20 protein-coding genes are annotated in these 24,404 nt (G+C 54.5%); 8 read left to right on the forward strand and 12 right to left on the reverse strand.

The annotated features are described in order from the left end of the window. The first annotated feature begins 68 nt into the window (after positions 1–68). Positions 69–881, forward strand: coding sequence for a 3-keto-disaccharide hydrolase (locus K239x_RS12380; RefSeq protein ID WP_145418355.1), 813 nt, complete (start codon positions 69–71; stop codon positions 879–881). An 87-nt stretch (positions 882–968) separates the two neighbouring features. On the opposite strand, the gene K239x_RS12385 is transcribed toward K239x_RS12380, so the two are convergent. The 7 genes from K239x_RS12385 to K239x_RS12415 all read right to left on the reverse strand — a co-directional run bounded on the left by K239x_RS12385 (position 969) and on the right by K239x_RS12415 (position 12,158). After that, positions 969–2,471: a DUF1501 domain-containing protein gene (locus K239x_RS12385; RefSeq protein WP_145418357.1), complete on the reverse strand. Its 1,503-nt coding sequence runs from the start codon at positions 2,469–2,471 to the stop codon at positions 969–971. 48 nt (positions 2,472–2,519) lie between these two features. Beyond that, on the reverse strand, positions 2,520–5,285 hold the full coding sequence (locus K239x_RS12390) for a PSD1 and planctomycete cytochrome C domain-containing protein (protein ID WP_145418359.1): 2,766 nt from the start codon (positions 5,283–5,285) through the stop codon (positions 2,520–2,522). Between the two features lie 160 nt (positions 5,286–5,445). After that, entirely contained in the window at positions 5,446–7,050 is a 1,605-nt protein-coding gene (locus K239x_RS12395; protein ID WP_145418361.1) for a sulfatase, read from the reverse strand. An 89-nt stretch (positions 7,051–7,139) separates the two neighbouring features. Then, a complete protein-coding gene (locus tag K239x_RS12400; protein WP_145418363.1) occupies positions 7,140–8,216 on the reverse strand; it encodes a kappa-carrageenase in 1,077 nt (358 codons plus the stop codon). 79 nt (positions 8,217–8,295) lie between these two features. After that, entirely contained in the window at positions 8,296–10,002 is a 1,707-nt protein-coding gene (locus tag K239x_RS12405; RefSeq protein ID WP_145418365.1) for a LamG-like jellyroll fold domain-containing protein, read from the reverse strand. After that, positions 9,992–10,525: a sigma-70 family RNA polymerase sigma factor gene (locus K239x_RS12410; protein WP_419189985.1), complete on the reverse strand. Its 534-nt coding sequence runs from the start codon at positions 10,523–10,525 to the stop codon at positions 9,992–9,994. Before K239x_RS12410 ends, K239x_RS12405 begins: the two co-directional genes overlap by 11 nt. A 346-nt stretch (positions 10,526–10,871) precedes the next feature. Further along, the gene (locus tag K239x_RS12415) at positions 10,872–12,158 is read right to left on the reverse strand and encodes a hypothetical protein (RefSeq protein WP_145418368.1); all 1,287 of its coding nucleotides are present in this window, start codon (positions 12,156–12,158) and stop codon (positions 10,872–10,874) included. Between the two features lie 325 nt (positions 12,159–12,483). Here K239x_RS12415 and K239x_RS12420 point away from each other — a divergent pair, with 325 nt between their 5' ends. Next, complete coding sequence (locus K239x_RS12420) at positions 12,484–14,565, forward strand: FAD-dependent oxidoreductase (RefSeq protein ID WP_145418370.1); 2,082 nt, start codon at positions 12,484–12,486, stop codon at positions 14,563–14,565. On the opposite strand, the gene K239x_RS12425 is transcribed toward K239x_RS12420, so the two are convergent. Beyond that, on the reverse strand, positions 14,562–15,596 hold the full coding sequence (locus K239x_RS12425; protein WP_419189986.1) for a hypothetical protein: 1,035 nt from the start codon (positions 15,594–15,596) through the stop codon (positions 14,562–14,564). The two genes, K239x_RS12420 and K239x_RS12425, sit on opposite strands and share 4 nt — an antisense overlap. On the opposite strand from K239x_RS12425, the gene K239x_RS28515 reads away from it, so the two are divergent. Next, entirely contained in the window at positions 15,583–15,747 is a 165-nt protein-coding gene (locus tag K239x_RS28515; protein ID WP_419189987.1) for a hypothetical protein, read from the forward strand. The two genes, K239x_RS12425 and K239x_RS28515, sit on opposite strands and share 14 nt — an antisense overlap. A 437-nt stretch (positions 15,748–16,184) precedes the next feature. On the opposite strand, the gene csrA is transcribed toward K239x_RS28515, so the two are convergent. The 3 genes from csrA to K239x_RS28520 form a co-directional block, all read right to left on the reverse strand. Next, positions 16,185–16,412 carry a carbon storage regulator CsrA gene (csrA, locus tag K239x_RS12430; RefSeq protein ID WP_145422340.1) on the reverse strand — a complete coding sequence of 76 codons (228 nt, stop codon included), beginning with the start codon at positions 16,410–16,412 and terminating at the stop codon, positions 16,185–16,187. Positions 16,413–16,853: 441 nt separating this feature from the next. Continuing rightward, positions 16,854–17,315 carry a flagellar assembly protein FliW gene (gene fliW, locus K239x_RS12435; RefSeq protein ID WP_145418372.1) on the reverse strand — a complete coding sequence of 154 codons (462 nt, stop codon included), beginning with the start codon at positions 17,313–17,315 and terminating at the stop codon, positions 16,854–16,856. Positions 17,316–17,387: 72 nt separating this feature from the next. After that, on the reverse strand, positions 17,388–17,537 hold the full coding sequence (locus K239x_RS28520; RefSeq protein ID WP_419189988.1) for a hypothetical protein: 150 nt from the start codon (positions 17,535–17,537) through the stop codon (positions 17,388–17,390). A 122-nt stretch (positions 17,538–17,659) separates the two neighbouring features. Between K239x_RS28520 and K239x_RS12440 the strand changes: the two genes are divergently transcribed. From K239x_RS12440 to K239x_RS12460, 5 genes are all read left to right on the forward strand, one after another. Next, positions 17,660–18,289: a TerB family tellurite resistance protein gene (locus K239x_RS12440; RefSeq protein ID WP_145418373.1), complete on the forward strand. Its 630-nt coding sequence runs from the start codon at positions 17,660–17,662 to the stop codon at positions 18,287–18,289. 369 nt (positions 18,290–18,658) lie between these two features. Then, positions 18,659–19,942, forward strand: a complete 1,284-nt coding sequence (locus K239x_RS12445) for a 6-phosphofructokinase (protein ID WP_419190087.1) — start codon at positions 18,659–18,661, stop codon at positions 19,940–19,942. Between the two features lie 543 nt (positions 19,943–20,485). Next, on the forward strand, positions 20,486–21,433 hold the full coding sequence (locus K239x_RS12450) for a hypothetical protein (RefSeq protein ID WP_145418377.1): 948 nt from the start codon (positions 20,486–20,488) through the stop codon (positions 21,431–21,433). A 166-nt stretch (positions 21,434–21,599) separates the two neighbouring features. Next, entirely contained in the window at positions 21,600–23,042 is a 1,443-nt protein-coding gene (locus K239x_RS12455) for an outer membrane protein assembly factor BamB family protein (RefSeq protein ID WP_145418379.1), read from the forward strand. 105 nt (positions 23,043–23,147) lie between these two features. Next, positions 23,148–23,684, forward strand: a complete 537-nt coding sequence (locus tag K239x_RS12460) for a dual specificity protein phosphatase family protein (RefSeq protein ID WP_419190088.1) — start codon at positions 23,148–23,150, stop codon at positions 23,682–23,684. Between the two features lie 50 nt (positions 23,685–23,734). On the opposite strand, the gene K239x_RS12465 is transcribed toward K239x_RS12460, so the two are convergent. Then, on the reverse strand, positions 23,735–24,358 hold the full coding sequence (locus K239x_RS12465) for a hypothetical protein (RefSeq protein ID WP_145418381.1): 624 nt from the start codon (positions 24,356–24,358) through the stop codon (positions 23,735–23,737). Positions 24,359–24,404: the final 46 nt, after the last annotated feature.

Here is a 24,404-nt window from a genome sequence, read left to right on the forward strand (position 1 = left end):
CCCGACGTCGATCCGGCAGTGTAGAATTTTGGAGTCGCTTCCGAAACATACGCTCAGTCAGGTATCCAATGCTACGTTCCGTTTCCGCTTTACTTCTTACGGTCACTTTGGCTGTTTGTTCTGATTCGATCGCAACCGCCGACGGTGAAGAGGCATCCGTCGCAGCGAAGTCGACGGGAAAATGGGTCTCGCTTTTCAACGGCAAGGATCTGGAAGGATGGACGCCGAAAATTCGTTACCACAAAGTGGGCGACAATTTTGCCAATACGTTTCGCGTTGAAGACGGGATCATGAAGGTTCGCTACGACGGGTACGACGAGTTTAAGGAGACGTTCGGACACCTTTTCTACCAAGACAAGTTTTCTCACTACCGATTCCGTGTCGAGTATCGGTTCGTTGGCGAACAATGCAAAGGCGGTCCAGGATGGGCACTGCGAAATAGCGGCGTCATGGTTCACGGAGAAGATCCAGAGACGATGGCAAAAGACCAGGATTTTCCAATGTCAATCGAAGTGCAGTTGCTTGGTGGCGACGGAACAAACGATCGAACGACGTCCAATCTGTGCACGCCCGGGACAAATGTTGTCAAAGACGGAAAGCTTTTTTTGCCGCATTGCACCAGTTCGACGTCCAAGACCTATCACGGCGATCAATGGGTGACTGCCGAAATTGAGGTGCGCGGCAACGAGATCGTTAAGCACATCCTGGATGGCAAAACGGTTTTGCAATACACCAAGCCGCAGTTGGATGATCGTGAAGCCCACTCAAAGGAACTGATCAAGAAGAATGGTTCCGTTATGTTGAGTGAAGGCACGATTTCGCTGCAGTCCGAAGGTCACCCCGTTGATTTTCGTAAAGTCGAAATCATGGTTCTGAAGTAAGCGGCTTCGACAACTGTTCGCCGACAACTGTGTCGTCGGCCGCTGTGTCACTGGGGCTTGCTGCGATTTGGCGTTCGGCTTTTCCTTTTACGCCAAGACGTCTTTGACCACCTCTCCATGGACATTGGTTAACCGGCGTTCCAGTCCGTTGTGGTAGTAGGTGAGTCGTTCGTGATCGAGGCCCATCAGGTGCAGCAAAGTGGCGTTAAAGTCGTAGACGCTTGTTTCGTTCGCGACTGATTTAAAACCGAACTCGTCGCTCTCTCCGTAGCTAAATCCTTTTTTGACTCCCGCTCCGGTCATGAAGCAAGTGAACGCGTCAGGATTGTGATCCCGTCCGGTTCCGTTGGCTTGCAAAAACGGCATTCGCCCAAACTCGGTCGCCCACACCACCAACGTGTGTTCCAGCATCCCGCGTTGTTTTAAATCGGCGATCAATGCCGCAGTTGGCTGGTCCATGATTTCTGCTTGCATCGCGTGTGTTGTGGCGATGTTCGAATGCGAATCCCAGTTGGTAATGCCATTGCCGCCCGCTGGATCGCTGCCATTGAACAGCTGCACAATGCGAACCCCTTTTTCCAGCAAGCGTCGGGCAAGGATACAGTTGCGTGCGTAGTGACCGCGTAGTTCGCTGCCGCCTTCGACACCATAGGATTTCAATGTCGCAGCAGATTCACCGGCCAGATCCATGACATCGGGAACCGACGTCTGCATTTTTCCGGCCAATTCATAGCTAGCGATCCGCCCGGCCAAATTGGCGTCACCGGGGAACTGTGCCAGGTGCTTGGCATTGAGCCGCTTTAGCAGTTCGACTGTGCCGCGATCATCGCTGGGGCTTAGTCGTTCGGGGCGGTGCAAGTTATTGGGGGGATTCTTGGCGGTAAAATCCGTTCCCTGGAAAGCGGCTGGCAAGAATCCATTTCCAAAATTGTTTTTGCCGCTACGAGCCAACCCGCGTGGGTCATTGATCGCGACGAACGCAGGGAGTTCCTGGTTCTCAGTGCCCAGTGCATAGGTGACCCATGAACCGAACGATGGGAATCCTTCCATCGTAAAGCCAGTGTTCATAAAGTTCTCGCCCTGCGGGTGAGCACTGGTGGACGTGTTCATCGAATGGATGAAACAAAAGTCATCGACTTGATCGGCCAAGTGGGGTAACAGGTCGGAAACCATCTTGCCGGTCTGGCCTCGTGGTTTGAAATCCCAAAACGGCTTGGCGATATTGCCGGTGGGACCCTCGAATGTCACCGCCGGAATCCCAGGCGGTTTCTTGCCATCTAGTTTGTAGAGATCTGGTTTGTAGTCAAACGTATCGACGTGGCTGACCGCGCCGGGACAGTAGATCACCAGCACCTGTTTGGCAGGCATGTCGAAATGCGGCTTACGCGGCGCGTACGGATCGTTAGCATCGACGTCCGGTCGCAGCGGAGATTTTCCACTGGTCGTAACTGCGTCAGAAGCCAGTAGTCCATCGGAATCCAGCAAGCTGGCCAGCGCCAGTCCGGTGGTCGAAAGACCTGCGGTGCCCAGGAAACCGCGTCGGTCCAACAATCGACGACCCTTCTCAGAAATGTTTTCAGGATTTGTCATGATGAGTTCTCGTTAATTGAAAGCGGCTGTGTCGTTTGGTGATCCTGGTTAAGGCAAGAACGCAAATTCGTTTGTGTTGATCAGTGCGCGGCAAACCAGCGACAGATCATTGGCTTTGGCCAGTTCCAGGCATGCCGTGCGTTCGTCATCAGCAGGTTGGCGTCCGAGCAACAATTCAAAGCAGCGGTCAATCGACTTGGTTTCGTCTCCGCCGGAATCTTGGGTCGCACGTGCGGCGATAAGTTTTGACTGTTCCAGAACAAAGTCGCTGTTCATCAAGTTCAACGCCTGCAGCGGAGTAGTCGAAACAGGTCGCTTCGCACGGACTTGCCCACAGTCTGGGAAATCGAAGGCAGTAAAGATGCGATCATCAACGCGTCGCATTCGTTCCTGGTACAGCATGCGTCGCCAAGTCTGGGGGCCGTGGTTGTTGACGACTTCCCACTGGGCATACGTTTTCTTTTCGTTGTGAATCCGATAACTTCGGCCGCCCACGGAAGGATCAAGTGAATTGGACGCCAGCAAAATGGAGTCTCGAATGACTTCTGCCTCCACGCGTTTGGGCGGGAATCGCCACAACAAAGAGCCGCCTGCGTCAGCAAGCATTCCTTCTTTCGTGGGCTTTCCTGACTGGCGAAAGGCGTCGGACATGACCAGCAGGCGAATCATCGTTTTGGTGGACCACGGGTTTGCATCCTTGATGACGGTCGGCTGAATGAACTCGGCGGCCAGCCAATCCAGTAGCTCCGGATGCGAGGGCATCGCACCTGCAGTACCAAAATCGCTCGTCGTTGGTACGATTCCCGTTCCAAACAAGTGGTGCCAAATACGATTGGCCATCACACGTGACGTCAGCGGGTTGTCGGCCTTGCTTAACCAACGGGCAAACGCGGCACGGCGGGAAGGTCCTGGGGCGTCGGAGTCCAGCCCCAAGTCACCGCCAAAGATCGCCGGACCCGCCGGGGCAACTTCGTCACGCAAATTCTCAGGGCTACCGCGGTGCATTACGCGAGTGACGTCCGGTCGGACAAATCGACCAACGAAACTTGGACGCGGTCCTTCTTCAGCAAGCAAATCGATAGCACTTTGGATCCTGGTCAGAGCCTGTTTGCGCTGAGGGTGCTTTTTGTTCAAGTCTTTGTTGACGCTCCAGGTCCCCGTCCAAGGTTTCCATGAACCGTCTTCTTCCAGGACATCGACGTCGAATTCGTACCTGGGAAGATACGGTTTCTTGGTCAAGTAATCGGTGTCGTAGAAATACTCGCGATTGCTGCTCATTCGCAGTCGGTTGATATTCTGCGGCTGCGAAAAATCAAGCTGCACCCAGGCACGTTCTTTCTTGTCTTTGTCGAAACTGACTCGCCACGTCATGGTTCCAAACTCACCATCGATCAACCGGCCCACGGGATAGCGACCATCCACGCCGTCGGGCGAATTGCTAGATACTTCCGTGCCGGTGCGCGAGTGCGCCAGGTTCACGTCTTTCTTGTCGGGGCCGAAAACCTCCAGTTCGTCTAAGCCAACGTTGTGCATTTTGAAACGAATTCGCATCGACTTGGTCAGCTTCGGTGCAAAGTGCACTTCTCGGTACGCACCCCAGTTTTCTTCCCAGCCGCCGGTCCTACGAAGCGCCCAACGCTGCTGAGCAATTTGTTGCCACAGCTCCTTGCCTCGTTGCTTGCGCGGATGATCATCGGAAAATTCGGGGAACCGGCTGCCGAATTCGACTCCCTGAAAGACGCCTGTCATCGAGTAGTAATCGGAGATCGAGATGGGATCAAATTTGTGATTGTGGCAACGCGCACATCCGATGGTGACACCCATCATCGATGCTCCCACAGTCTGCATGATTTCGTCCATCCGATCAGCACGTGCTTGACGAATGGCCGTTGGTTCGCGGCCGACCGTCGCAGCTGGCACGTGCGGTCCAGCCACCAAAAAGCCTGTGGCTTCGCCAGCACCCATCGTGTCGCCGGCGATTTGTTCGCGAACAAACTGGTCGTACGGTTTGTCTTCATTAAACGCACGCGTAACGTAGTCGCGGTAGATCCACGCGTTCTTGCGATACAGATTGGCTTCGGAGCCGTTCGTTTCCGCCCAACGAATCACGTCCAGCCAGTGCTGCGCCCAACGTTCGCCGAAATGCGGTGATGCAAGCAAGCGATCCACCAATTGCGCATACGCTGCCTCGCAGTCTGCTTCGTAGGCCGTCAGGAAATCCGACGTTTCTTGATCGGTTGGCAGTAATCCGGTCAACAGGATCGAAACGCGTCGGATCAACGGCCGAGGCTTTGCGGCAGGCGAAAAATCCAGGTTTTCCTGGGCGAGCCGCTCTCGCAAAAATGCATCGACAGGATTGCTGTTGGATCCGTCGCCGGGCACGTCGGGACGCACGACCTTCTGAAACGACCAATGATCGGTTTCTTCTTCGTCGACCAAATCCATCTGTCCGGGCCAATTGGCACCCTCTTTGATCCAGCGAACCAGGACGTCGATTTGCTCGGCGGGAATCTTGTCCTCATCGGGAGGCATCGCCATCTCTTCGTCCACGTGGTTGACGCATTCGATCAGATAGCTCTTGTCGGGTTTGCCAGGCACGACCGCTGGCAGACCCGAATCGCCACCTCGTAGCATCTTGGGACGCATATCCAATCTCAGGCCCGATTCCTGTTCGTCTTCCCCATGGCAGTGCCAACAGTGCTCTTCCAGGATCGGAACCACATCGTTTTCAAAATCGATGTCGGCGGCCCGAGAATCAGTCGCCAATGACAGAGCAATCAGAGTTGTCAGTGCAAAAAGGTGATTTCGATTCATTTTGATGTCGCTAGTTTTTATTCGTAAACAGTCTGTGCCTGCGACGCTTAGCAATAGGCGATCATCGCTTGGCGGACGTTCAAGATGACGTTGAGGAATCGGGGTTGAATTGAATGCTGACGTGAAGTTCAAGCAAGCTTGGGCGACAAAACGCGCGAGCCTACAATGCGGCTTTCCAGCCAGCGTTTAGTTGCTGTGTCAGTGTTTTGACTAAGTCGATATTTTCGTCGGCGATGTTCTTTGTTTCACTAGGATCGGTTTGGTGATCGAACAGTTCGACGTAGACCGGGGCCGAGTCCATCTTGCGACGGTCGAGCCAAAGGACCAGTCGATAGCGATCAGTTCGCATTGCAAAACCGGTCAAGTGTTGTTCAAACAGTTCGCGGTCCCATTTGTCGCCTTGTTGTTGCTTGATGCGATTTTCAACTTCGCTGATCAAGGGGCCAAACCAAGTCTCGCGCATGGCGGGTGAAAGCGGGTTGGCCGCCCATTCGCGAAGCGCCGGATTGGGGTATTGGCTGAACGCCGCTTTCTTCCATTTTTGGTTGGGATCGTTAAGCAACGGAACAAAGCTGTGTCCTTCCAGGTGCTCCGGTTTGGCGACTCCGGCGAGGTCGCATAGTGTCGGAAAGATGTCAACCAGTTCGACCAACGAGTCCGTTTTGGCACCCCGCACTTTCATGTCGGGAGTCCAGATCATCAACGGTACACGCGTGCCAATTTCGTAGTTGGTTGCCTTTCCCCACACACCCATGTCGCCCAAGTGCCAGCCGTGGTCACCCCAAACGACGATGACGGTATTGTCGCGAACGCCGGCTGCTTCCAGGGCCTCGATCAGTTTGCCGATTTGTGCATCAACGTAACTAGTACTCGCTAGGTAGGCGTGTTTCAAGGTTCGCGACAGTTCGGGCCCCAGCGGTCCCGACTTGGGGATTCCCGAACGCGTTCGCAATTCAAACGAAGCGTGCAAGCCCATCGCCGCTCCGCCAGCGGGCGACGTGGTTTCGGTTGCCATCGGGATTGTGGCAGGATCGTAGAGATCCCAGTACTTGGCCGGCGAACACCAATTCAGGTGCGGGAGTTTGTAACCCATGCCCAGAAAGAATGGCTTGTCGCCGTCGGCAGCAAGTTCTTTGAGCGTCGCGATGGCAAGCTGAGTGTTGTAGCCGTCGACATACGTCGTGTCCGGCACGTCGGCTTTTTCGTACGCAGGACCGCTGGCCAATCCTCGTTTGGCAGCTTCACCGTATTTGGCGATCATCTTTTGACGGTCTTCGGTTTGGATCTTTTTGTTTTCGGGCAACGCAAACGTTCCGCCCGGTTTCTTCATACCCTTCACCGCTTTGACCGGACGACGACTCCACGAAACGCCTTCGTCGGTGTCGCCCTTGTGAAAAATCTTGCCGCAGTAGACCGTTTCGTAGCCATTAGCGATGAAGTGCTGCGGCAGAGTCAAAATGTCTGGTTGAAGCTCTCGGAGCGACACATAGTTATGAAACAATCCCGTCGTTTCGGGACGTGCCCCCGTCATCAGGCTCGCACGCGAAGGTCGGCAGATCGCTTGTTGGCAATAAGCACGGTTGAACAAAAGCCCATCGCCAGCCAGAGCATCCAAGTTCGGTGTTATCGCAATCGGCGAACCGTAGCATCCTAGTTCCGGACGCAGATCGTCGACTGCGATAAAAAGTACGTTCGGTTTCTCCGCAGCGTGCAGCCCGGTTGCACAAGCGACCAGTAGCACTGCAAACGATAGGAAAGGTTTCATGTTCATAAATGCTTGGATCGTTGATTCGTGTGACGAGAGGGGGATCAGCGAACGACTTCGATTTCGGCGCCAGACGTTGACAAGTAATTCTACTTTGGGGCGGCTCTTTTCTTAAACCAATCTTGGCGTTCTTTGCCTGACGCGATGTTGTCTTGGTTGGCATCAACTTCGGCAAAATTGGACTCTACTTTGTCTTGGTTCCAGGGCCAGCCGTTCGCGTCCCACTTTGCTTTTTCTTTCGCAAGGTACTGGGCCTTGGTCCAGTTGTTAGATGGAGCGTTTTGTTTTGGTTTGGTCCAAACCCTGACGTAGTCGACTGACATGTGCGTCGGGAATCCGTCGCCGGTTGTTTTGTCCGCGACAGCAACCCGCTCGCCATTTTCGTAGCCGACAAACGGATATCGTAAACCCAATGAAAGGGTGACGTGCATGGGCAAGTGCCAATACAAGTTTGGCTTTCTGGCAACCTCTTTGCCGTCGATGTACCATACGATCTCATTCGGCGTGTTTTCGACCGCATAAACGTGATAATCTTCGCGCGGATCCCAAGCCGAATCAAAATGGTTGGCACAAATGTCGGGGCGGTTTCCCGGACGCGCCCAGACTCTCTTTCCGTCTTGGATCAGCGTCGTATGCAAATTGCAGTCAATGCGATTTACCGGGAAGTGCTTCTTAGCATCAAAATCAAATTCGCTTTGCTGAAGTTCAACGATGTCGATTTCGGAATAGCCAACCACCTGCCCATCTTTGGCTTGATATCGATTCTGCGGACCAATGCTGTACAACCAAAACGAAGGGCAAGCCCCTGGATAACGCGAACAGCCCTTCAGCCGTGCTTCAAAATATCCGTAGGTGCTGGTCTTTTCGTTGCGCGCCATGCCGGACGTGTAGTGCAATTTTTGGTTGCCACGCTGATGATCGTGCTGGAGCAATTTTAAATGCATCGATCCGTCTTTTTGCACGACATTGTTCGGTTCCCAGCTCCAGACGCCGAAGTCCTTGGTGTCGATGTTCCACTTGTCCGTGTCGACCTTGTCGGTGTCGAATTCATCGGATTGTTCGCCTACGAATTCCCAGCCTGGGGCATTTACGTCGACCACGTTTCCGAATGCGGCAACTTCGACGGCTTCACTCGCAGGCGACATCGCACCGAACACTAATGCCATGCTAATCGTGGCAACGACCAGACGCGCGCAAGCCCTCTGTGGTTGGTTCGTAAAGAAGGCCACCGCGTCGAAATGCATCTTAGTATCCAAGTGGTTTACCATTCGTGTAAAGAGTTTCAATTTCAGCGTCATTCAAAGCGGCGTCGAAAACTGCAAGTTCATCAATTGCTCCATTCAGATTGCGAACCGCAAACCATGGCGTCTTGCGAAACGGCTGGCCCCAATTGCCAATCTCCGAAGGCCCAAGCTTCAGTCGGTCGATGAAGAACTTGTCCGGGATTGGTTCGCTACTATTTCGTTTGCCGTCGACATACTGAGTCACTTGGCGTTTGACGGGATCGTAGACCACGGCCAGATGAAACCACTTTCCACTTTGTGACGCGTCCCAAAATGGTTCGCTGTAGTAGACGCGAGCCAGCCCGGCCGAATCAACAAAACCCTGGTCCAATTTGCTGTAGTGGCGAGAACTCTGCGTGTCATCGACCATGACAGAAAACATCAGCCGTCCGTCATTTCGGATTTGCCAGTGCGGCTCTCCGGTTTCGTAACCGTCTGCCATTAGGATTGAATTGTAGACTTGATCAAGGCTGTCGAATTTTGCCCAGCAAGCGAATGTGAAAGCGGAAAATTCGTGATCGATCCGCATTCGCATTCGCGATCCCGGACGATCAAATTCCAGTCCCGATGTTCCGACGCCAAAACGTCCGTTCGTCCTGGCAACGGGGCCGATCAAGATTCCGTCAAGGCTGCGTCCCGTCCGAGCCGCATTGCTTACGGACCGATCCGAATCGCTTGCGGACATCGGAAAATAAGCTACCAGTCGCTCATCGTTTGCAAGAGTATTGACGCTGGATTGCCAATCAGCGATTCGCTGCGACGCGGCATCGGAGCGACGGTTGCGCAGATCATCCAGCGTGCTCAATGCGTCAAAATTGTCATCAATATCGGTGCCCTGCAGTATCCTTTGCTCGCCGGTTAGCAGGTGTTCTCCATCGTGCCGGCCACCACGCAATTCGACTTCACCGTCGATAACTTCGACCCGAATCCGATCGATGCCAACGTCCAACGCAAACTCGGTGCCCAGGTCGATGATTTCGCTTTCGAGTGTTTTGACGACGAATCCGCGAGCAGCAGGAGGCACGTTGGCACGCAAGCGACCTGCGATGACTTTGACGGACCAATCGGATTCGATTTCCAGTTCGGCGGGGCCTTCGATGATCAAGGTGGCGCCGCAAAAGAAATCGACTTCTGCTAATCCGGCTGCAAATTTCAGCGGCCCGTTGAGTATGACGTCGCCATCCCGATACGCGGTCGCGGACTTTGCCCACTCCAAATCGACCGACCGACGCAGTGTGGCGTGACCAGCGATGGTTTGTTCGTCGGGCAATGCCACCGTCGTGACACCGCTCTTATCGATGTTGGCAACCGTCACCTCACTCCCCAAGCCCAGGAGGTAACCGAGTAGGCCAACGGCGAACAAGGCCGCGGCGGCCAGTGTTAATCGGCGAAGGGATATTAAGGAGGACGACGAGTCCGCTTTTGTCGGGTTCTCGTCGGGTAGAAAGACCGAAATGTCCGGCTGCGAATCGATGCCATCCCTATACACCTGGCCGGGGTAAATCGCACACAAGGCTTCGTGGTTGTCCATCAACTCTTGGTAGCGTGCGACCGCTTCGGTTGATGTGCTCAGCAAGTCAGAAAGAGATGCTGCTTCGTTTTCGCTGAGTTTTCCGTCAATCATTTTTGATGTCAGGCGATCGAGTTCGTTGTTCCGATCAGATTTCATATTCCGGCTCCTGATTCAGGCCGATTCGCACACAGTCGGCTAATCGTTTCCTTGCTCGCGACAATTTCATGCCAATCGCATCGATGGATTTTGACAAGGCTAACGCAATTGGTTCGATCGCTTCGCCGTCACGATACCGGCGCTGAATCAAATCGCGTTCGTCGTCACGCAGACGCTCCAGACAGGATCGTAGAACCGGAATGCGATCGTCGACCGACTGAGACTCTTCGGCTGCCGTGCGGTCCAATAAGTCTGTGATTTGATCCGAAAAGACTAGACGCCCAGAGCGGTTCGATTTGCGCCACGACATGACTTGAAACTTGGCAATCGTAAACGCCCAAGCAGTAAAGCTTGAACCTTGTTGGAAATCGCCCAGCTTGCGGCACAGGACAAGATTCGTTCGCTGCAGCACTTCCAGCGTCTGCTCGCGGTCGGCTAGACGCTTGAGGATAAATCCGTACAGACGTGGCTGTATCGCAGCGATTTCGACCGCAAATTCCTCGGTTTGCGATAGTTCGTTCATGTCTTGGGATCCCGCCATGTTTAGTAGATAGCCGCCGATTCAAAACCTAACGCGAAAAGTGGTGAATACTTCGGAATTCCAATTTAGCGGAGATTCCAAGGGTGAATGAGCGATTCAGTTAGCGGTTTGGCCCGATTGTTTGCAGACAGATCGCGTTCATCGGCAACAACGGAGTTAGCCGGTGTTTCAGGGCGAACCACTACTCAAGGAGAACAGGTTTACTCAAGGAGAACAGGTTTGTATCAAGCCGAATGGCGCTAGCCATCCTGTCTTTGGCGCACCGGAGCACTCGCGCCGGGGATCTCGCGTTGGGCGGCTCGCGCCGTTCCGCCAATAGGTGCCCCAGTTACAGAAAGTGACTTGCCCTGGCCCGTGTTCGCCGACGCTTGATGTACGTCCATGCGTTGGGTAGCAAAAAGAGAAGCGAGATAGCGTGAACTTTCCAGCGCCAAAACACTGATAGCCCCAACGGTTGCTCGATGTGATGATCGCCAGCGTCAAACCAGGGACGGGCGACATGGGCGTAGCCGACGATAATGTCGCCCACCGGCAATATGCCGCCTACGTACTGCTTTGTGTCGCCAGATGTCCATGGCAACCCGACGACTTCGCCGGCCTGCGCGATTGCATGTGCTTGATTTGTATCGCCGTACATCTGCGCAGCCGCGATCGTCAACACCGTGCCGGAGATCGAACGTCCGAAGATCAAAGGCCCACTATCAACATCACCTTGGCCGGAAATACCTTTGGGGTATTCCAGCACACAGGGAATCCCAGCGAACGTCGCAAAGAACTGGTCGCGAAACCTCTGGTAATGTTGACGCCCGAGTACCGGATCGATGTCGGCCAGAAAACGCAAAATAATCACTTGCGAAGTCGCTCTGGCGACGCTGACATCGCGTCCGTCCGTCACGCTGCAGGTATGCGAAAACAGATTTGTCTCGGTATCCAGTCGCTCCAATGCATCGGCGAGCCACTTTTGGACAACCTGTGCGTAACGCTGTTCCTGCGTGATGCGATCGCAAGTGACAAGAGCGTGAATCGCAGGAAACGAATCACAGGGCCAAGCGTTTCCGCGATACGACTGTAGAAAGGGCGTCGCCGACGGCTCAAGAGCCGACGCAATGGCATCGCATTGCTTTCGCAGTTCCCCTAATTCAGCAGCGTAGTCCAAACGTTTTTGTTCACCGTCGGCCCGGCAAAGCAAGAGCGTTACTCCGGCTTGCAGATGAGCTGTCCAGGCACAGTAGAACATACCGTGACCAGGCGGCAGTCCGGTCGGGAAAGGTCCCGTGCCGGTCCTCGATCGAAGTGCCTGGGAAGCTCGCCGTGATTCGTCAATAGCTTGGTCCGTCAGCGATGGATCCCGCAGAGCCGCTTGGACCCAGGTCAGCCCGTGCAGAGCATGGCAAAAAAAGTAGCCTTCGGGGAAGTACTGCTGCATTCGTTCCGGTTCGCCAGAGTCGATGGCGATTCGATTGGCATTCAGCTGCGATACTAAGTCGATCGGTACCGTATGATTGTCCAGCGCAAGTGGCGATGGCGCACACAACCTGAGGTTGAAAAACAAGATCGCGATCAATACGAATCGCCAAATCCACTTCAATACAAAACCGATGCTCGGAAACTCCACGGTACTAAAAACACCCGTCAGTTCTTGGACGCAAAATTGGCAGCAAACAACGAAGCGATTCTACCTGAAGAGAGTGGTGTCCATCTCGGCTGGCTACGTGCAGCTGACTACAAACCGATTGATCGACAGAGTGGTTTGGAAAGCAACCCATTTGCCACCGTGACAAAACCGGGGGGCGAGATGCGATTCGTGACTCTGGCTGAGATACAATGTTTGCCCACAGCCGCACGGTCGGTATGTCGCGGATTAGCAAGTTTTTCGTTCTAGCACTTTGATCACAATGCAATTGTTCCCCACTCAATCGCCCTCCCATTGGTTCGCCAAGATGAAACTGAGCTGCATCCACGCATCGGCAATGGCTTGTTTAATGATTCCGCTTTTGGTGGCATCCAACGCAAACGGCTATGACGTCGTGATTTACGGCGGCACAAGTGCTGGGATCGTTGCGGGAGTTCAGGCTAAATCGATGGGCAAAACCGTTGTCGTGATCGAACCGACGCAGCGAGTTGGCGGTTTGACAACGGGCGGACTTGGTCAGACTGACATCGGGAACAAGCAAGTTATCGGTGGATTGTCGCGTCTTTTCTATGGACGCGTCGCAGCTCATTATGCCAAGCCGGACCATTGGAAATGGCAAGAAAGGTCTCAGTACCGAAGCGGCGGTCAATCCCGAACTGACAAGAGCGAGGCGGCGATGTGGACGTTCGAACCTTCTGCGGCGCTCAAAATTTATCGTGATTGGATTGCTGAAACCGGATTGGAAATCGTGAAGGGCGAACGACTGAATCGCGAATCCGGCATCGTCAAAGAAGACGCCAGTATCGTGTCGATCGAAATGGAAGCGGGACGCAAGTTCGTCGGCAAGATGTTTATCGACGCGACGTATGAAGGCGATTTGATGGCCGCCGCTGGCGTCAGCTACACGGTCGGCCGCGAAGCCAATTCGCAGTACGGCGAGACTCTCAATGGAGTGCAGACCCAAAGAGCGAGGCACCACAATTTTGTCGACGGAGTGGATCCGTTCCGAATTCAAGGCGACCCTCAAAGCGGACTGCTTCCCTTTATCGATCCCGACGGCCCGGGCGAAGAGCACGGCGCGGACAAGCGTGTCCAGGCGTACTGTTTTCGCATGTGCCTGACTGACCATCCAGAGAATCAAATTGCCTTTGACAAACCGTCTGGTTACGACGAAAGCTGGTATGAATTGCTGCTGCGAGATTTTGAAGCGGGTGCCACGGCGATTCCTTGGAGTAATTCAGGGATGCCCAATCGTAAGACTGATGTAAATAACAACAAAGGTTATTCGACGGATTTCATTGGCCAAAACTACGACTACCCCGACGCGAGCTATGAAGTTCGGCAGGCTATCGTCGCTCGGCATTTGCTTTACCAGCGAGGATTGATGTGGACACTGGCCAATCATCCACGGGTGCCCGCCCACGTCCGCAATGAAGTTTCGCGTTGGGGAATGTGCAAAGACGAATTCACCGACGGCAACGGCTGGCAACAGCAACTCTACATTCGTGAAGCCCGCCGGATGGTCAGCAGGTTTGTGATGACGCAACGACATTGTCAGCAAGTAGAGTCCGTCAGCGATTCAATCGGGATGGGGGCGTACACGATGGATTCGCACAACGTGCAGCGATATGTCACGGCCGACGGGAAGGTCAAAAACGAAGGCGATGTTCAAGTTGGCGGCTTCCCACCGTATCCAATTAGCTATCGATCGATCATTCCGAAAAGATCTGAAGCGGACAATCTGTTGGTGCCTGTTTGTCTATCGGCCAGTCACATGGCATTTGGTTCGATTCGGATGGAACCGGTTTTCATGGTGCTGGGGCAGTCTGCCGCAACCGCCGCGTGCCACGCCATCGACGACCAAGTGACGGTGCAAGCCGTCGATTACGAAAAGCTTCAAAGCCGATTGGCTGCCGATGGTCAGATCCTGCAGTATCAGTCTCCCGCCCGCCCGGCCAATACGATTGCAGTCGGCACGATCAAGGGAATCGTTGTCGATGATAGCCAAGCCATTTTGAAAGGCGACTGGCAGTCCGGCAATCTGGGCGGAGCGATCCATCAAGGCTATCGCCACGATTCAGCGGCGGGCGACGGGCGCGCCAAAGCGACGTTTCAAGCCAAGCTGCCACACCCCGGGAGGTATGAGGTGCAAGTCGCGTACACGCCGAATCCGAATCGTGCGACCAATACGCCCATCGACGTCACCCACTCGCTGGGCACCACACGGGTTGTGGTCAATCAACGGACGAAACCCGAGGTCGACAGACTGTTTTCGTCGGTTGGGCAGTACGCGTTTGGAAAGACAGGCGTCGTCACGATCGCAAACCAGGCGACCGACGGATACGTGATTATCGACGCCGTTCGATGGATACCATCAACGCGAAACTAGTTGCGAGTTAAGTCCCAAGCATCCAGCCAGACTGAATCGCCGCTGACCTGCATGTCGAAATCTTGCTCCAGTCGCTCGGCCATATCGGGCAAGTGACCTGCACCATAGAAAACCGATACGTTCGATTTGCCGGAATCCAATTGCTCTCGCAGTATTTTGAATGCTTTGACGTTGCGACCTTTGATCAACGTGTTGTCGCCGTTCTTGTCGTCCATTCCCGCCGTAACGACTTCGATATCAACAAGTTGTTTGGCCATGGTCTGTTTCATGCGGCGTGAACGATCGCTGCTGAATAGAGCGAACAGCAAACCTGTGTCGCCGCCCGTGGAAGCCTGCGATGCCAAACCAGCGCCCATCATTCGCGCGCCCATTTTCCAGATGCTGTCGCCACGTCGCTCCAGGTCTTTGCTGAATTCGTCGGGGCTCATGTCAGCGTGTTTGAAGTTTTCGGCCATGTAGTCGATCAATTCAAGTTGATACTCCAGATTCAACATGTCCTTCATGCCCGTCTGCATCGACGCCAAAAGCGAACGCCGTTTTTGCAGATCTTCGGGACGAATCCGCGTACCGTCGGGCGCCACCAATTCATAAAGCACCACGTCATACTTGGACAATCGGTTCTTTAGGTCCGCGTAGTACTCGCGTTGGCCGATGTGAACGACGCCGACCAGATCGACGACTTTTCCTGCGTAAGGAGTGCCGGGTTTTCCCTCATAGCGCACGATCGCCGTTTGCAGCGCCAAAGCTTTTCCGGTCGCGTTTTTGTGAACGCGAATGTAGAGCGTGTCGCTCTTTTTTGATTTGGCGTCTTTCGATGCGGGCTTGGTTGCAGCGGCCGGTTTGGTTTTGTCTTCGGCCGTTTGATCGGTTTCCGCCGAAAGAACTTCTGCAGCGGGGACTGGCGGAGCTTGCTCAGCAGCGGGCGGTTCGGCCACGGCTGTCTGGGCGAACAAAGATTGTGGGAGCAGGAATCCACCGATGGCAGCGAATAGTAAAAATGCGTAACGAATCACGGTCGTGTTTTCCTTCATTGGAAAAACGGGCTATTCCGAAAGCGTGCGTCGCGGCGGAAGGTGTCCCGATCTGTACGTCGTAAGGATAGCGCTTCGGTTAGTCGATGACAACTTGAGTGACCTGGATGCGAGCTACAAAACAACGGAGCCGCTAGCGATTCGCTATTGATCCAACGGCATTTGCGCCACGCAACACTTGGTCGTAGAAAGTGTTGACGAATAGCCGCTCGAATAGGGGACTGCAGAGATGCGAGCGCGATTACGCGGCCATAGAGAGTTGGCGCAGTAATCCTACCGAGGAATGGTATGGCGTAGATTGCCCGACTGGTTGCCCGCGCAGAGATAGATCGCGCGGAGATTGATATAGATTGCTGAATCAGTTTGCAGGCAACAAAATCAGCCCAGCATTGCTGCTAGGCTGGCTGCTGGGACGTTTGCGCTAGTGCATCCAGTCGCATGTCGGCGCGATCAACGATCGACCGCACCGATTCCCAGTTCCCATAAAGGTGCTCGATCCAATGAATCTGGCACACGTGATCAGTGTGAGGGCTACTGATCGGACGACGGTTCCGCTCCCTGACGCAACAGAGCGCGGGCGTCGGAAGTCTATTTGTCGCTGGGCGGCTGGACGTCTTTGGTCGCGCCCGCCCCGGTTTGCGTTGCACGCCGGTTTTCGCGTTGAATCGCGTCATACACCTCTTGACGGTGCACCGGGATGCTTTGGGGGGCTTCAATGCCCAGACGAACTTTATCACCACGGATGTCGACGATCGTAACTACGACGTCGTCGCCAATCATGATGCTTTCGTCGCGGTGTCGGGAAAGGACGAGCATGATGCCCTCAGGGTCATTCAAGATGTTATACGGATGAGATCTTCTCGCCGCCTCAGTCCGACCTTGGACGTGTTGGCTTTATCAAGAAGCTGCGGGGAGTACTGTCTCTCCCGCCCTCGACAAGGTTAATGATCGGCCCGGTTGCCAAACTTATTGACCAGTCAGCTCTTAGGTCGGTCCATGCGGATCATGCCGATTCGATGCAAGCAAACGATTGAGACCGTACGTGTAGTCTTGACCGAACCAAAACGGTGTTCCGGTCTTTTTCATGACTTTGCGTGCGGATAGCGAATGATGCTCGCGAATACCTCGCAAAACCATCGCAGCAGCAATTGATGCTGCTGCAGAGTGCCTTTGGTTTCGGTTTCGCAATTCGCTGACGACTCGTTTCGCTGCTCATTCGCAACTAACGTGCACGCGGGCGGCGAATCGCAAGCCAAACTAGGCGGCTCGGCGGACGAGATCCGCGACCGTTTGCTTGCGCTGAGACGATATCGACAGCGGTTGCTGGATCGGCTGCGAAGCGTCGGCGATGACTTGGCAACCAAGTCGTCGGCTAAGATTGACCAGAATCGGTGAGCGGAGGTTCGTGCTCAATTTGCCAACATGGCCCGATACCGTGGTCATTACGTACAGTTCAGCACCGGGTTTTAGATGCAAGCAACCCAGTTCGCGACGCGAGATACGCACACGATAGTCCGAAAAGAATGCCCGAGGGCTAATCAACGCGATGGCTCGATCGCCTCGCGATGCACTTTGCAGCCATGCGACGGACGGGTTTTCTTGGTCAGGAAGCAACGCCCAGTGACGCAATGATTCCATTCCGATCAAACCTTGCGGAAACAAGAACAGTTGGTCGGTTTGAAGCTGAAGTGTGCCGAATCGCTGAGTGTCGATACGCATGACCAAGGAATCCGCTTGAATAAATCGAGTGCGACGTAATCGTTAGCGTCGACGCAGGGATCAACAATGGTCCTAGCCCGTGTACGCTACACTTTCGTTATCGACGACAAGCACGCCGGAATCGACAAAATCGGCACAAGAGTTGACCGGAAAATCAAATTCGACTGATTGCCCCGTTTGCTTGATCACCGGAACGTTTGCTTGCTCACCGGAAGATCGCACGGTTGCTTGCATAAGAAGCCGCCGAGAGGTGCACCAATGCGTAGCCGTTTCGGTTCGATACCGGTTTACTTTCGATGCATGACCACTCTGCCACCTACCTTTATCCTTTCAAAGATTGATCCATGATTCTGATTGGCACCATGAATCTGACGCGGACCCGCGAGCGAGGCGATTTTTATTGCCCTACTTGCAGTAGTTCACAGACTTATCGCCTGCGCGCACGCCGTCCTTTTCTGACCCTGTATTTCATTCCGACCGTTCCTGTCGGTGGGGCCGAAGTGTTTGTGGACTGTGATGGTTGCCGCGATAACTGGGACGTTTCGGTTCTGGAACTTGACCGGGCTCATCACGAAGCCCAGCAAGAGGATCAGTTTCGCGACGAAGCGATGCGATCGGCCGTCTTGGTTGTTTTGGCGGACGGAACGACCAGCGAAAATGAAATCGCAACGCTCCAGCGAATCGCAATGCGTCTGTTGCAACGCGAAGCCGATCGCGAAGAACTGGGCCATCTGTGTTCGGTCGCCGTCGAAAACAAAATTTTGGCAAAGAACTACGTTTTGACCGTTTCGCGTCGATGGAGTCCCGAACAGCGTGCTCGAGCGCTGCAGGCGATGTTTTTGGCGGCCACAGCGGATGATGAAATGGGCGAACCGCAGATGAAGCTGCTTTCGGAGATGCGTGACGTATTGGAGATGTCGCCAAATGAGTACGAATCGGCCATCGAAGCCGCGTTAAGCTGGGATGAAGTTTGATTCGCAGTTTTTTAACCAATCGATAAGGGGCCGGCAGTCCACCTAAACCGCCCAAAACGCGGCTTTCTCACGGTTATCGATCGGGAACACGGCGGCATTGCTGTTCGCCGTCTTGGCTTAATGCGTCACATCTCTAAAATGGCCGTTTCACTCGCGGCTGCTCTGGCCCCGTGCTGCACAGGCGCTGTGTCGGCGATCGACAGATTATCTGTCCCAGCTTTTCAGGTTGCTTCGTGTTTCCAACGACTTTGGGTTTCCCAAGTTTCCGTGTTTGCTAAGTGTCCGTGTTTCCTAAGTCCCTGTCGTTAGCGACCGATGACTTGGGGGCGTCAACGTTACTCTCACCCCCTCATTATAATCGTGACCGACATGCCCGACCATCACTCACTGGATATCAAACGCGTTGCCATCCTGTTCGCTGGCGGTCCCGCGCCGGCTGCCAATGCAGTGATCTCAACAGCCGCGTTTTCGTTTCTCGAAGAAGGTTCGCAGGTTTTCGGGATCAAGCACGGCTACAGCCGCTTGGCCGAATACACCGCTGCCGGTCCGCTTCAAGAAGGCACCGATTACATCCGATTCACTCACGACAATCTGGCGCAAGCCCGCTGCAGTCGTGGCATCATGATCGGCACCGCGCGAACCAATCCCGGCAAATACGTCAGTGCGCCCGAACATTTGAAAGACCCGGAACTGGTCGCGCCGCTACGCCGAGTCTACGAAGGCCTTTGTTCGCTTGAAGTCGACGCTTTGATTTCGATCGGTGGCGACGACACGCTGAAAACAGCGAACAAGCTGAAAATGTTTCAAGACAACTTGCCCGCTGACGCGAGACGATTCCCCGTCGTTCACTTGCCCAAGACAATCGACAACGATTACTCCGGCATCGACTTTACGTTCGGATTCTTTACCGCCGTGGAAACGCTGGCCGAAGAGATCCGTAACCTTAACTACGACGCGGCTGCTAGTCGCGCTTACTTCTTGTGCGAAGCTATGGGCCGCAGCGCTGGCTGGTTGGCATACGGTGCCGCGATCGCAGGCGAAGCAAGCATGGTGCTGAGCGTCGAAGACGTGCAGGGCGCGTTGGCGGAAAAAGAAATCGTCAATGCCGAAACCGGCGAGTCGCGTAAAGTGATGGCGTTGGATCGCGTCGTCGATCGAATGGTCGACATGATGCTGGCTCGTGAACGCGAAGGTCGCGAGTATGGAACCATCGTGATCGCCGAAGGCATGGCAGAGTACTTGCCGGCAAAGTATCTCGAAGGTGTCAATCGTGACGACCACGGACACATCAACATTTCGACGATCAATTTGTGTGCCCTGATGTCGGGACTGATCGCAGATCGTTACACCGAACGCACCGGCAAGATCCGTAAGGTCAACGGTTTGCAACTCGGTTACGAATCTCGCTGTGCTCCGCCTCATGCCTACGACGTGATGCTCGGATCACAACTGGGGGTCGGAGCGTACCGTGCTTTGGTCGAAGAAAAACTCAACGGTGTTATGGTTTCGGTCGAAGGCCAGTTCAACCTTCGATACGTTCCGTTTGAACAGCTGGTTGATCCCGAAACGCTTGTCACCAAAGTTCGGTTCATCGAAACGGACAGCGATTTCCATCGGCTGGCTCGGTTCTTAGAAACCTGCATCGACGACTGATGCGAAGCCCACGTGGGTGGGGAGTCGAATTTGTTCGACTGCGAAAACCCGCTGCCGTAAGACGTCCTGCCGACAGGACTTTTCGCTGTGGTACACGAATAATCGCGTGCGGTGGAGGCATCAATTTCCAAGATGTCTTGCCGCAATTAGTGCATCGGTCAGTCTCGCGAGCCGGATGGTGCCGCGAACTGTCTGCTTGTGCCAGGCGTTTCCTTCGCGATTGGTACTGACCGCGTGAACAGCTGCCAGACGCCGACGATGTCCGAAGCGTGCGGGAGTGAAGCTGGTTGGCGTGGAGCTAGATGGCTTTGAACTTGGCGGGGGATCTCGTCGAAGGCGTTTTTGGTAGTCGGGGAATGTTCTATTTGCTCATGTGTCTTGTCTTTGAGATTGGAGCCGCAGAGACGCACCGGAGTGCGTCGGGAGATTTTTTTACGTCGCGGATGATGGTTCGCTTGCGGAGCGATGATCTGGTTTGAACCGATGCGTTACACTCACGCCATCGCTGAACCCATCTGACTCTAGCATTTGAAGAGACGTTCCATGGCCATTGAATTCCTGTGTAGCCAGTGCAAGCAAACGTTGTCCGTCGCAGACAACACCGCCGGCAAAAAAGCTCAGTGCCCCAACTGCAATTCGATTGTGCAGGTTCCCAGTGCTGGTGCAGCAAATCAGGGATCGGCAGCCGGGTCAGGTGGAACAATGGGGAGTGGTGCTGGCGGTGTGACGGGAGGAGGCGAAGATCCTGTGATGAATCCCTACGCATCGCCGGTTGAGACTTCCAATCTGAATCAAAGGGAGTTTGCGGGCACCTTACCGATCAATCCCCAACCGTTTGATCCTGGCAATTGTGTCTCGGTCGCTTGGAAATTGTTTCAGGCCAACGCGGGATTGTTGATTGGAGCCACGGTGGTGATCTTTGCCGTCAATTTTGGATTTGCCTTTCTTCAAACCATTCTGAACGAAGCTGTTGGAAACCAGGGAGCAGCCATGGCGCTCTTCGGTTTTGGAATCAGCATGATCGGCAATGCACTGCAAATGTGGCTGACGATCGGAATGTTTCGAATGTGCATTGCGATCGCTCGAAATCAACCGGTCGAGTTCAACATGCTGTTCAGCGGCGGTTCCAGCTTTTGGAGATACTTGGGAGCGTCGATCATTTTTGGTTTGGGAGTGGGGCTCGGCATGCTGCTGCTGATCGTTCCTGGAATCTATGTTGCCATCACTTACTGGCCAGCTTTGTTGTTGGTAATCGATCGTGAATCCGGAGTCTTTGAATCGTTTGAACAAGCCGGCGTCGTATCCAAAGGCAATCGCTTGAATTCATTGGTGTTGGCGATCTTTGCGATGTTGATCAGTTTGCTGGGCGTTCTGCTCTGTGGAATCGGCCTGCTTGTGACATCTCCGTTGGTCAATTTGATGGGTGCGGTCGCTTACCTGACCATGACAGGCCAATACCAAGGGCAGCAATCCGAACCCAACGCGTTCTAAGCCCGCAGATGGGCTGCATAGAGAAATGGGCGGCGACAAGATGAGGTGCACGTAGACTTTCTAAACGGATTCTGCGTAACTTCGTTGGTTTGCGACGGTTTCATCGGCACGCAGAAATGGATCCTGTTTCTTGCGTCCTTATCTAACCGTATTCCGGAGAACTGAGATGCGAAGAGCCTTGTTGAGTGCTGCCGCAATTGTGTTTGCTGTTTCGACGTCGTTTGCTGAAGACTGGCCTCGTTTCTTGGGATCCGGAGGCTCGGGCGTCAGCGCCGATTCGGAAGCCACGCCCTTGAAATGGAGCGACACCGAAAACATCAAGTGGAAGACCGATCTCCCTGGCAAAGGCGTCTCCAGTCCGATTGTCATCGGCGAACGAGTTTATGTGACCGCGTATAGCGGCTACGGCGTCGGTGGAACGGATGAAAAGATCGAAGATTTGAAACGGCACCTTGTTTGCGTCAACCGCGCCGACGGACAGGTGGTTTGGTCCAAAGCCGTCGAAGCGACTCTTCCCGAAGACCCCTACGAGGGCATGGGAGTGCCGGCTCATGGTTATGCCAGCCACACGCCAGTTAGTGACGGCAAGCATGTGTTTGTGTTCTTTGGCAAAACGGGCGTGCTCGCGTTTGACCTGGATGGCAACGAAATTTGGCGTAAGAGCGTCGGCAACGGTTCGGGCCGACAACGATGGGGTTCCGCATCCAGCCCGGTGTTGCACAAGGACCTGTTGATCGTCAATGCATCGGACGAAAGCGAATCGATGTTTGCGTTTGAAAAATCCACCGGCAAAGAAGTCTGGAAAATGCCTGCGGGGGATCTCGCGAGTACTTGGGGAACTCCGTTAATCGTTAATTCGGACGGACGCGACGACTTGGTGATCGGTGTGCCGGGCGAAGTGTGGGGACTGAACCCCGAAACAGGCAAACTACGCTGGTATTGTCGAGGCACTCAAGATTCTTCGTCTTCGGCCAGTTTGGCTCCGGGAGCCGACGGCGTCGTATTTGCAACGGGAGGTCGCGGTGGCGAGGCGGTCGCTGTCAAAGCTGGCGGCAAGGGCGATGTGAACGATACTCAGGTCATTTGGGACGGAAACATCGCCGGACGGTTCGCGACGCCTGTCTATCACGATGGCCACCTCTACAGTTTCTCGGGCGGCATCATGACCTGCTTTGAAACAGAGAACGGCAAGAAGGTCGAACAAAAGCGTTTGGCCGAAGGTAGCGATCGCGGCGGAAGACCTGGCGGAGGTGGAGGCGCGGGCGGCCCCGGCGGTGCAGGTGGTCCCGGAGGCGGGCCTCCCCGTGGCGATCAATCGGGTGGCGGATTCGGCGGAGGCCGAGGAGGCGGACGTGGTGGTGCAAGAGGCGGTGGTGGCGGAGGGATGCGAAACCTGGATTACGCTTCACCCGTGCTTGCCGATGGCAAACTGTACGTCACTTCCAGCAAAGGCACCTTCTTTGTGCTCTCGGCGACACCCGAAATGGAATTGCTGGCGACCAATACGATCACGGACGACACCGGTTTTGGCGGAACGCCAGCGGTTAGCAATGGCGAACTGTTTATTCGCTCCGGTGGCAAGCTTTATTGCATTGCAAAACCGAAATAGACGATCTGACCAGACTTGTTAGAATTCCATGGCGACGCACATCGTTGATGTGCGTCGCCATTTTTCTTGCGCCTCAATCGTCAAAGTGGATCGATCAACTTGTCTGTGTTAAATCGCTTGTACGCGAAAGCTGTTTTCTATCCCACCTTGGGTTGGAACTTGCTCTTAGGTCGCGTGTTGAAGGTGCGTCGCTGGTGGGATCGGATTGATCCGCACGTCATCGTCGGGGCGTATCCGTTTGCACGCGATGTCGAAGGGCTGTATGCCGAGGGCGTGCGAGGAATCGTGAACACTTGCGAAGAATACGCTGGACCGAAGGACGCCTACATCCAGCACGGAATCGAACAACTGCGAATTCCAACGACTGATTTTACGCATCCCCGTTTGAGAGATGTCCAGCTGGCCGTTGAGTTTACTGAACGACATGTCCAGAAAGGCGACACGGTCTACATTCACTGCAAAGCAGGCCGCGCCCGTAGCGCGACGGTGGCCATGTGCTGGCTGATGAAGTACCGCGGCATGACCATGGAGCAGGCTCAGCAAGAACTGCTCAAGGCACGCCCGCACGTCAATCCAAGGCTAACGACCCGGCCGGTAGTGCAAGAATTCGCCAAAACGATACGCAATTCACCGGATGAGTAATTCGCGGCGTTTGCTTCACGCCTGCGATGGGGCGAGAGCGTGAAGGTGGCCTACCGTCTGCGCCGGCCTTTCCCTTGGTCGATCTGTCCGTCGCCGTCGCGGTCTTCGCCGTAGGGAACCGCGCCTTCAAAATACACTCCTGCTTTGCGTCCCTTGGAAACATGCGTGGAGTAGACTTTTTTGGCAGTCGATTGGGCGTACTGTGTGTTGGCCGACTCAAGTGCCTGCAAGATCGTTTGGCGCGAAGCATCCAGTGGCAATTTCTGGATCACTTTGCCGGTCAGTCCAAATTCACCTGGGGCGATGATCGCGATGCCGGGTTCGTTGCTAAACGGATTGATCGCAGTTTTGGCCGCCCCGGACGAATCAAAGTCGAAATGGAAGCGACCAATGATGTTTGCGTGGTTGGCGATGGGTTTAAGTGATTCGCGCAGTTTGGCTTCGTCGGTTGGCGGGGCGTTGATCAACACAAGCACGCGTTGATCAGCAGACGCGACATTCAACGCTTGTCGAAAACTGTGGAAATCCTGAACGATTGATTCGGCCACGTCGGCTTTGGCAGGGTACTGCAATGCGTAGCGTTGCATTTGGTCGACCGACGACTGACGGCCAAAGACTTGTTGAGGACCACGATTGGCACGGGTAAGCCAGCGTTGGCCGTCGGGAGCAAGCAAACAGAAGACGCTGTTTTCGAATCGCCCATCCAAAAAGGTGCGTACG

It is taken from the genome of Stieleria marina (genome assembly GCA_007741555.1).
In the GTDB taxonomy this organism is placed as follows: domain Bacteria; phylum Planctomycetota; class Planctomycetia; order Pirellulales; family Pirellulaceae; genus K23-9.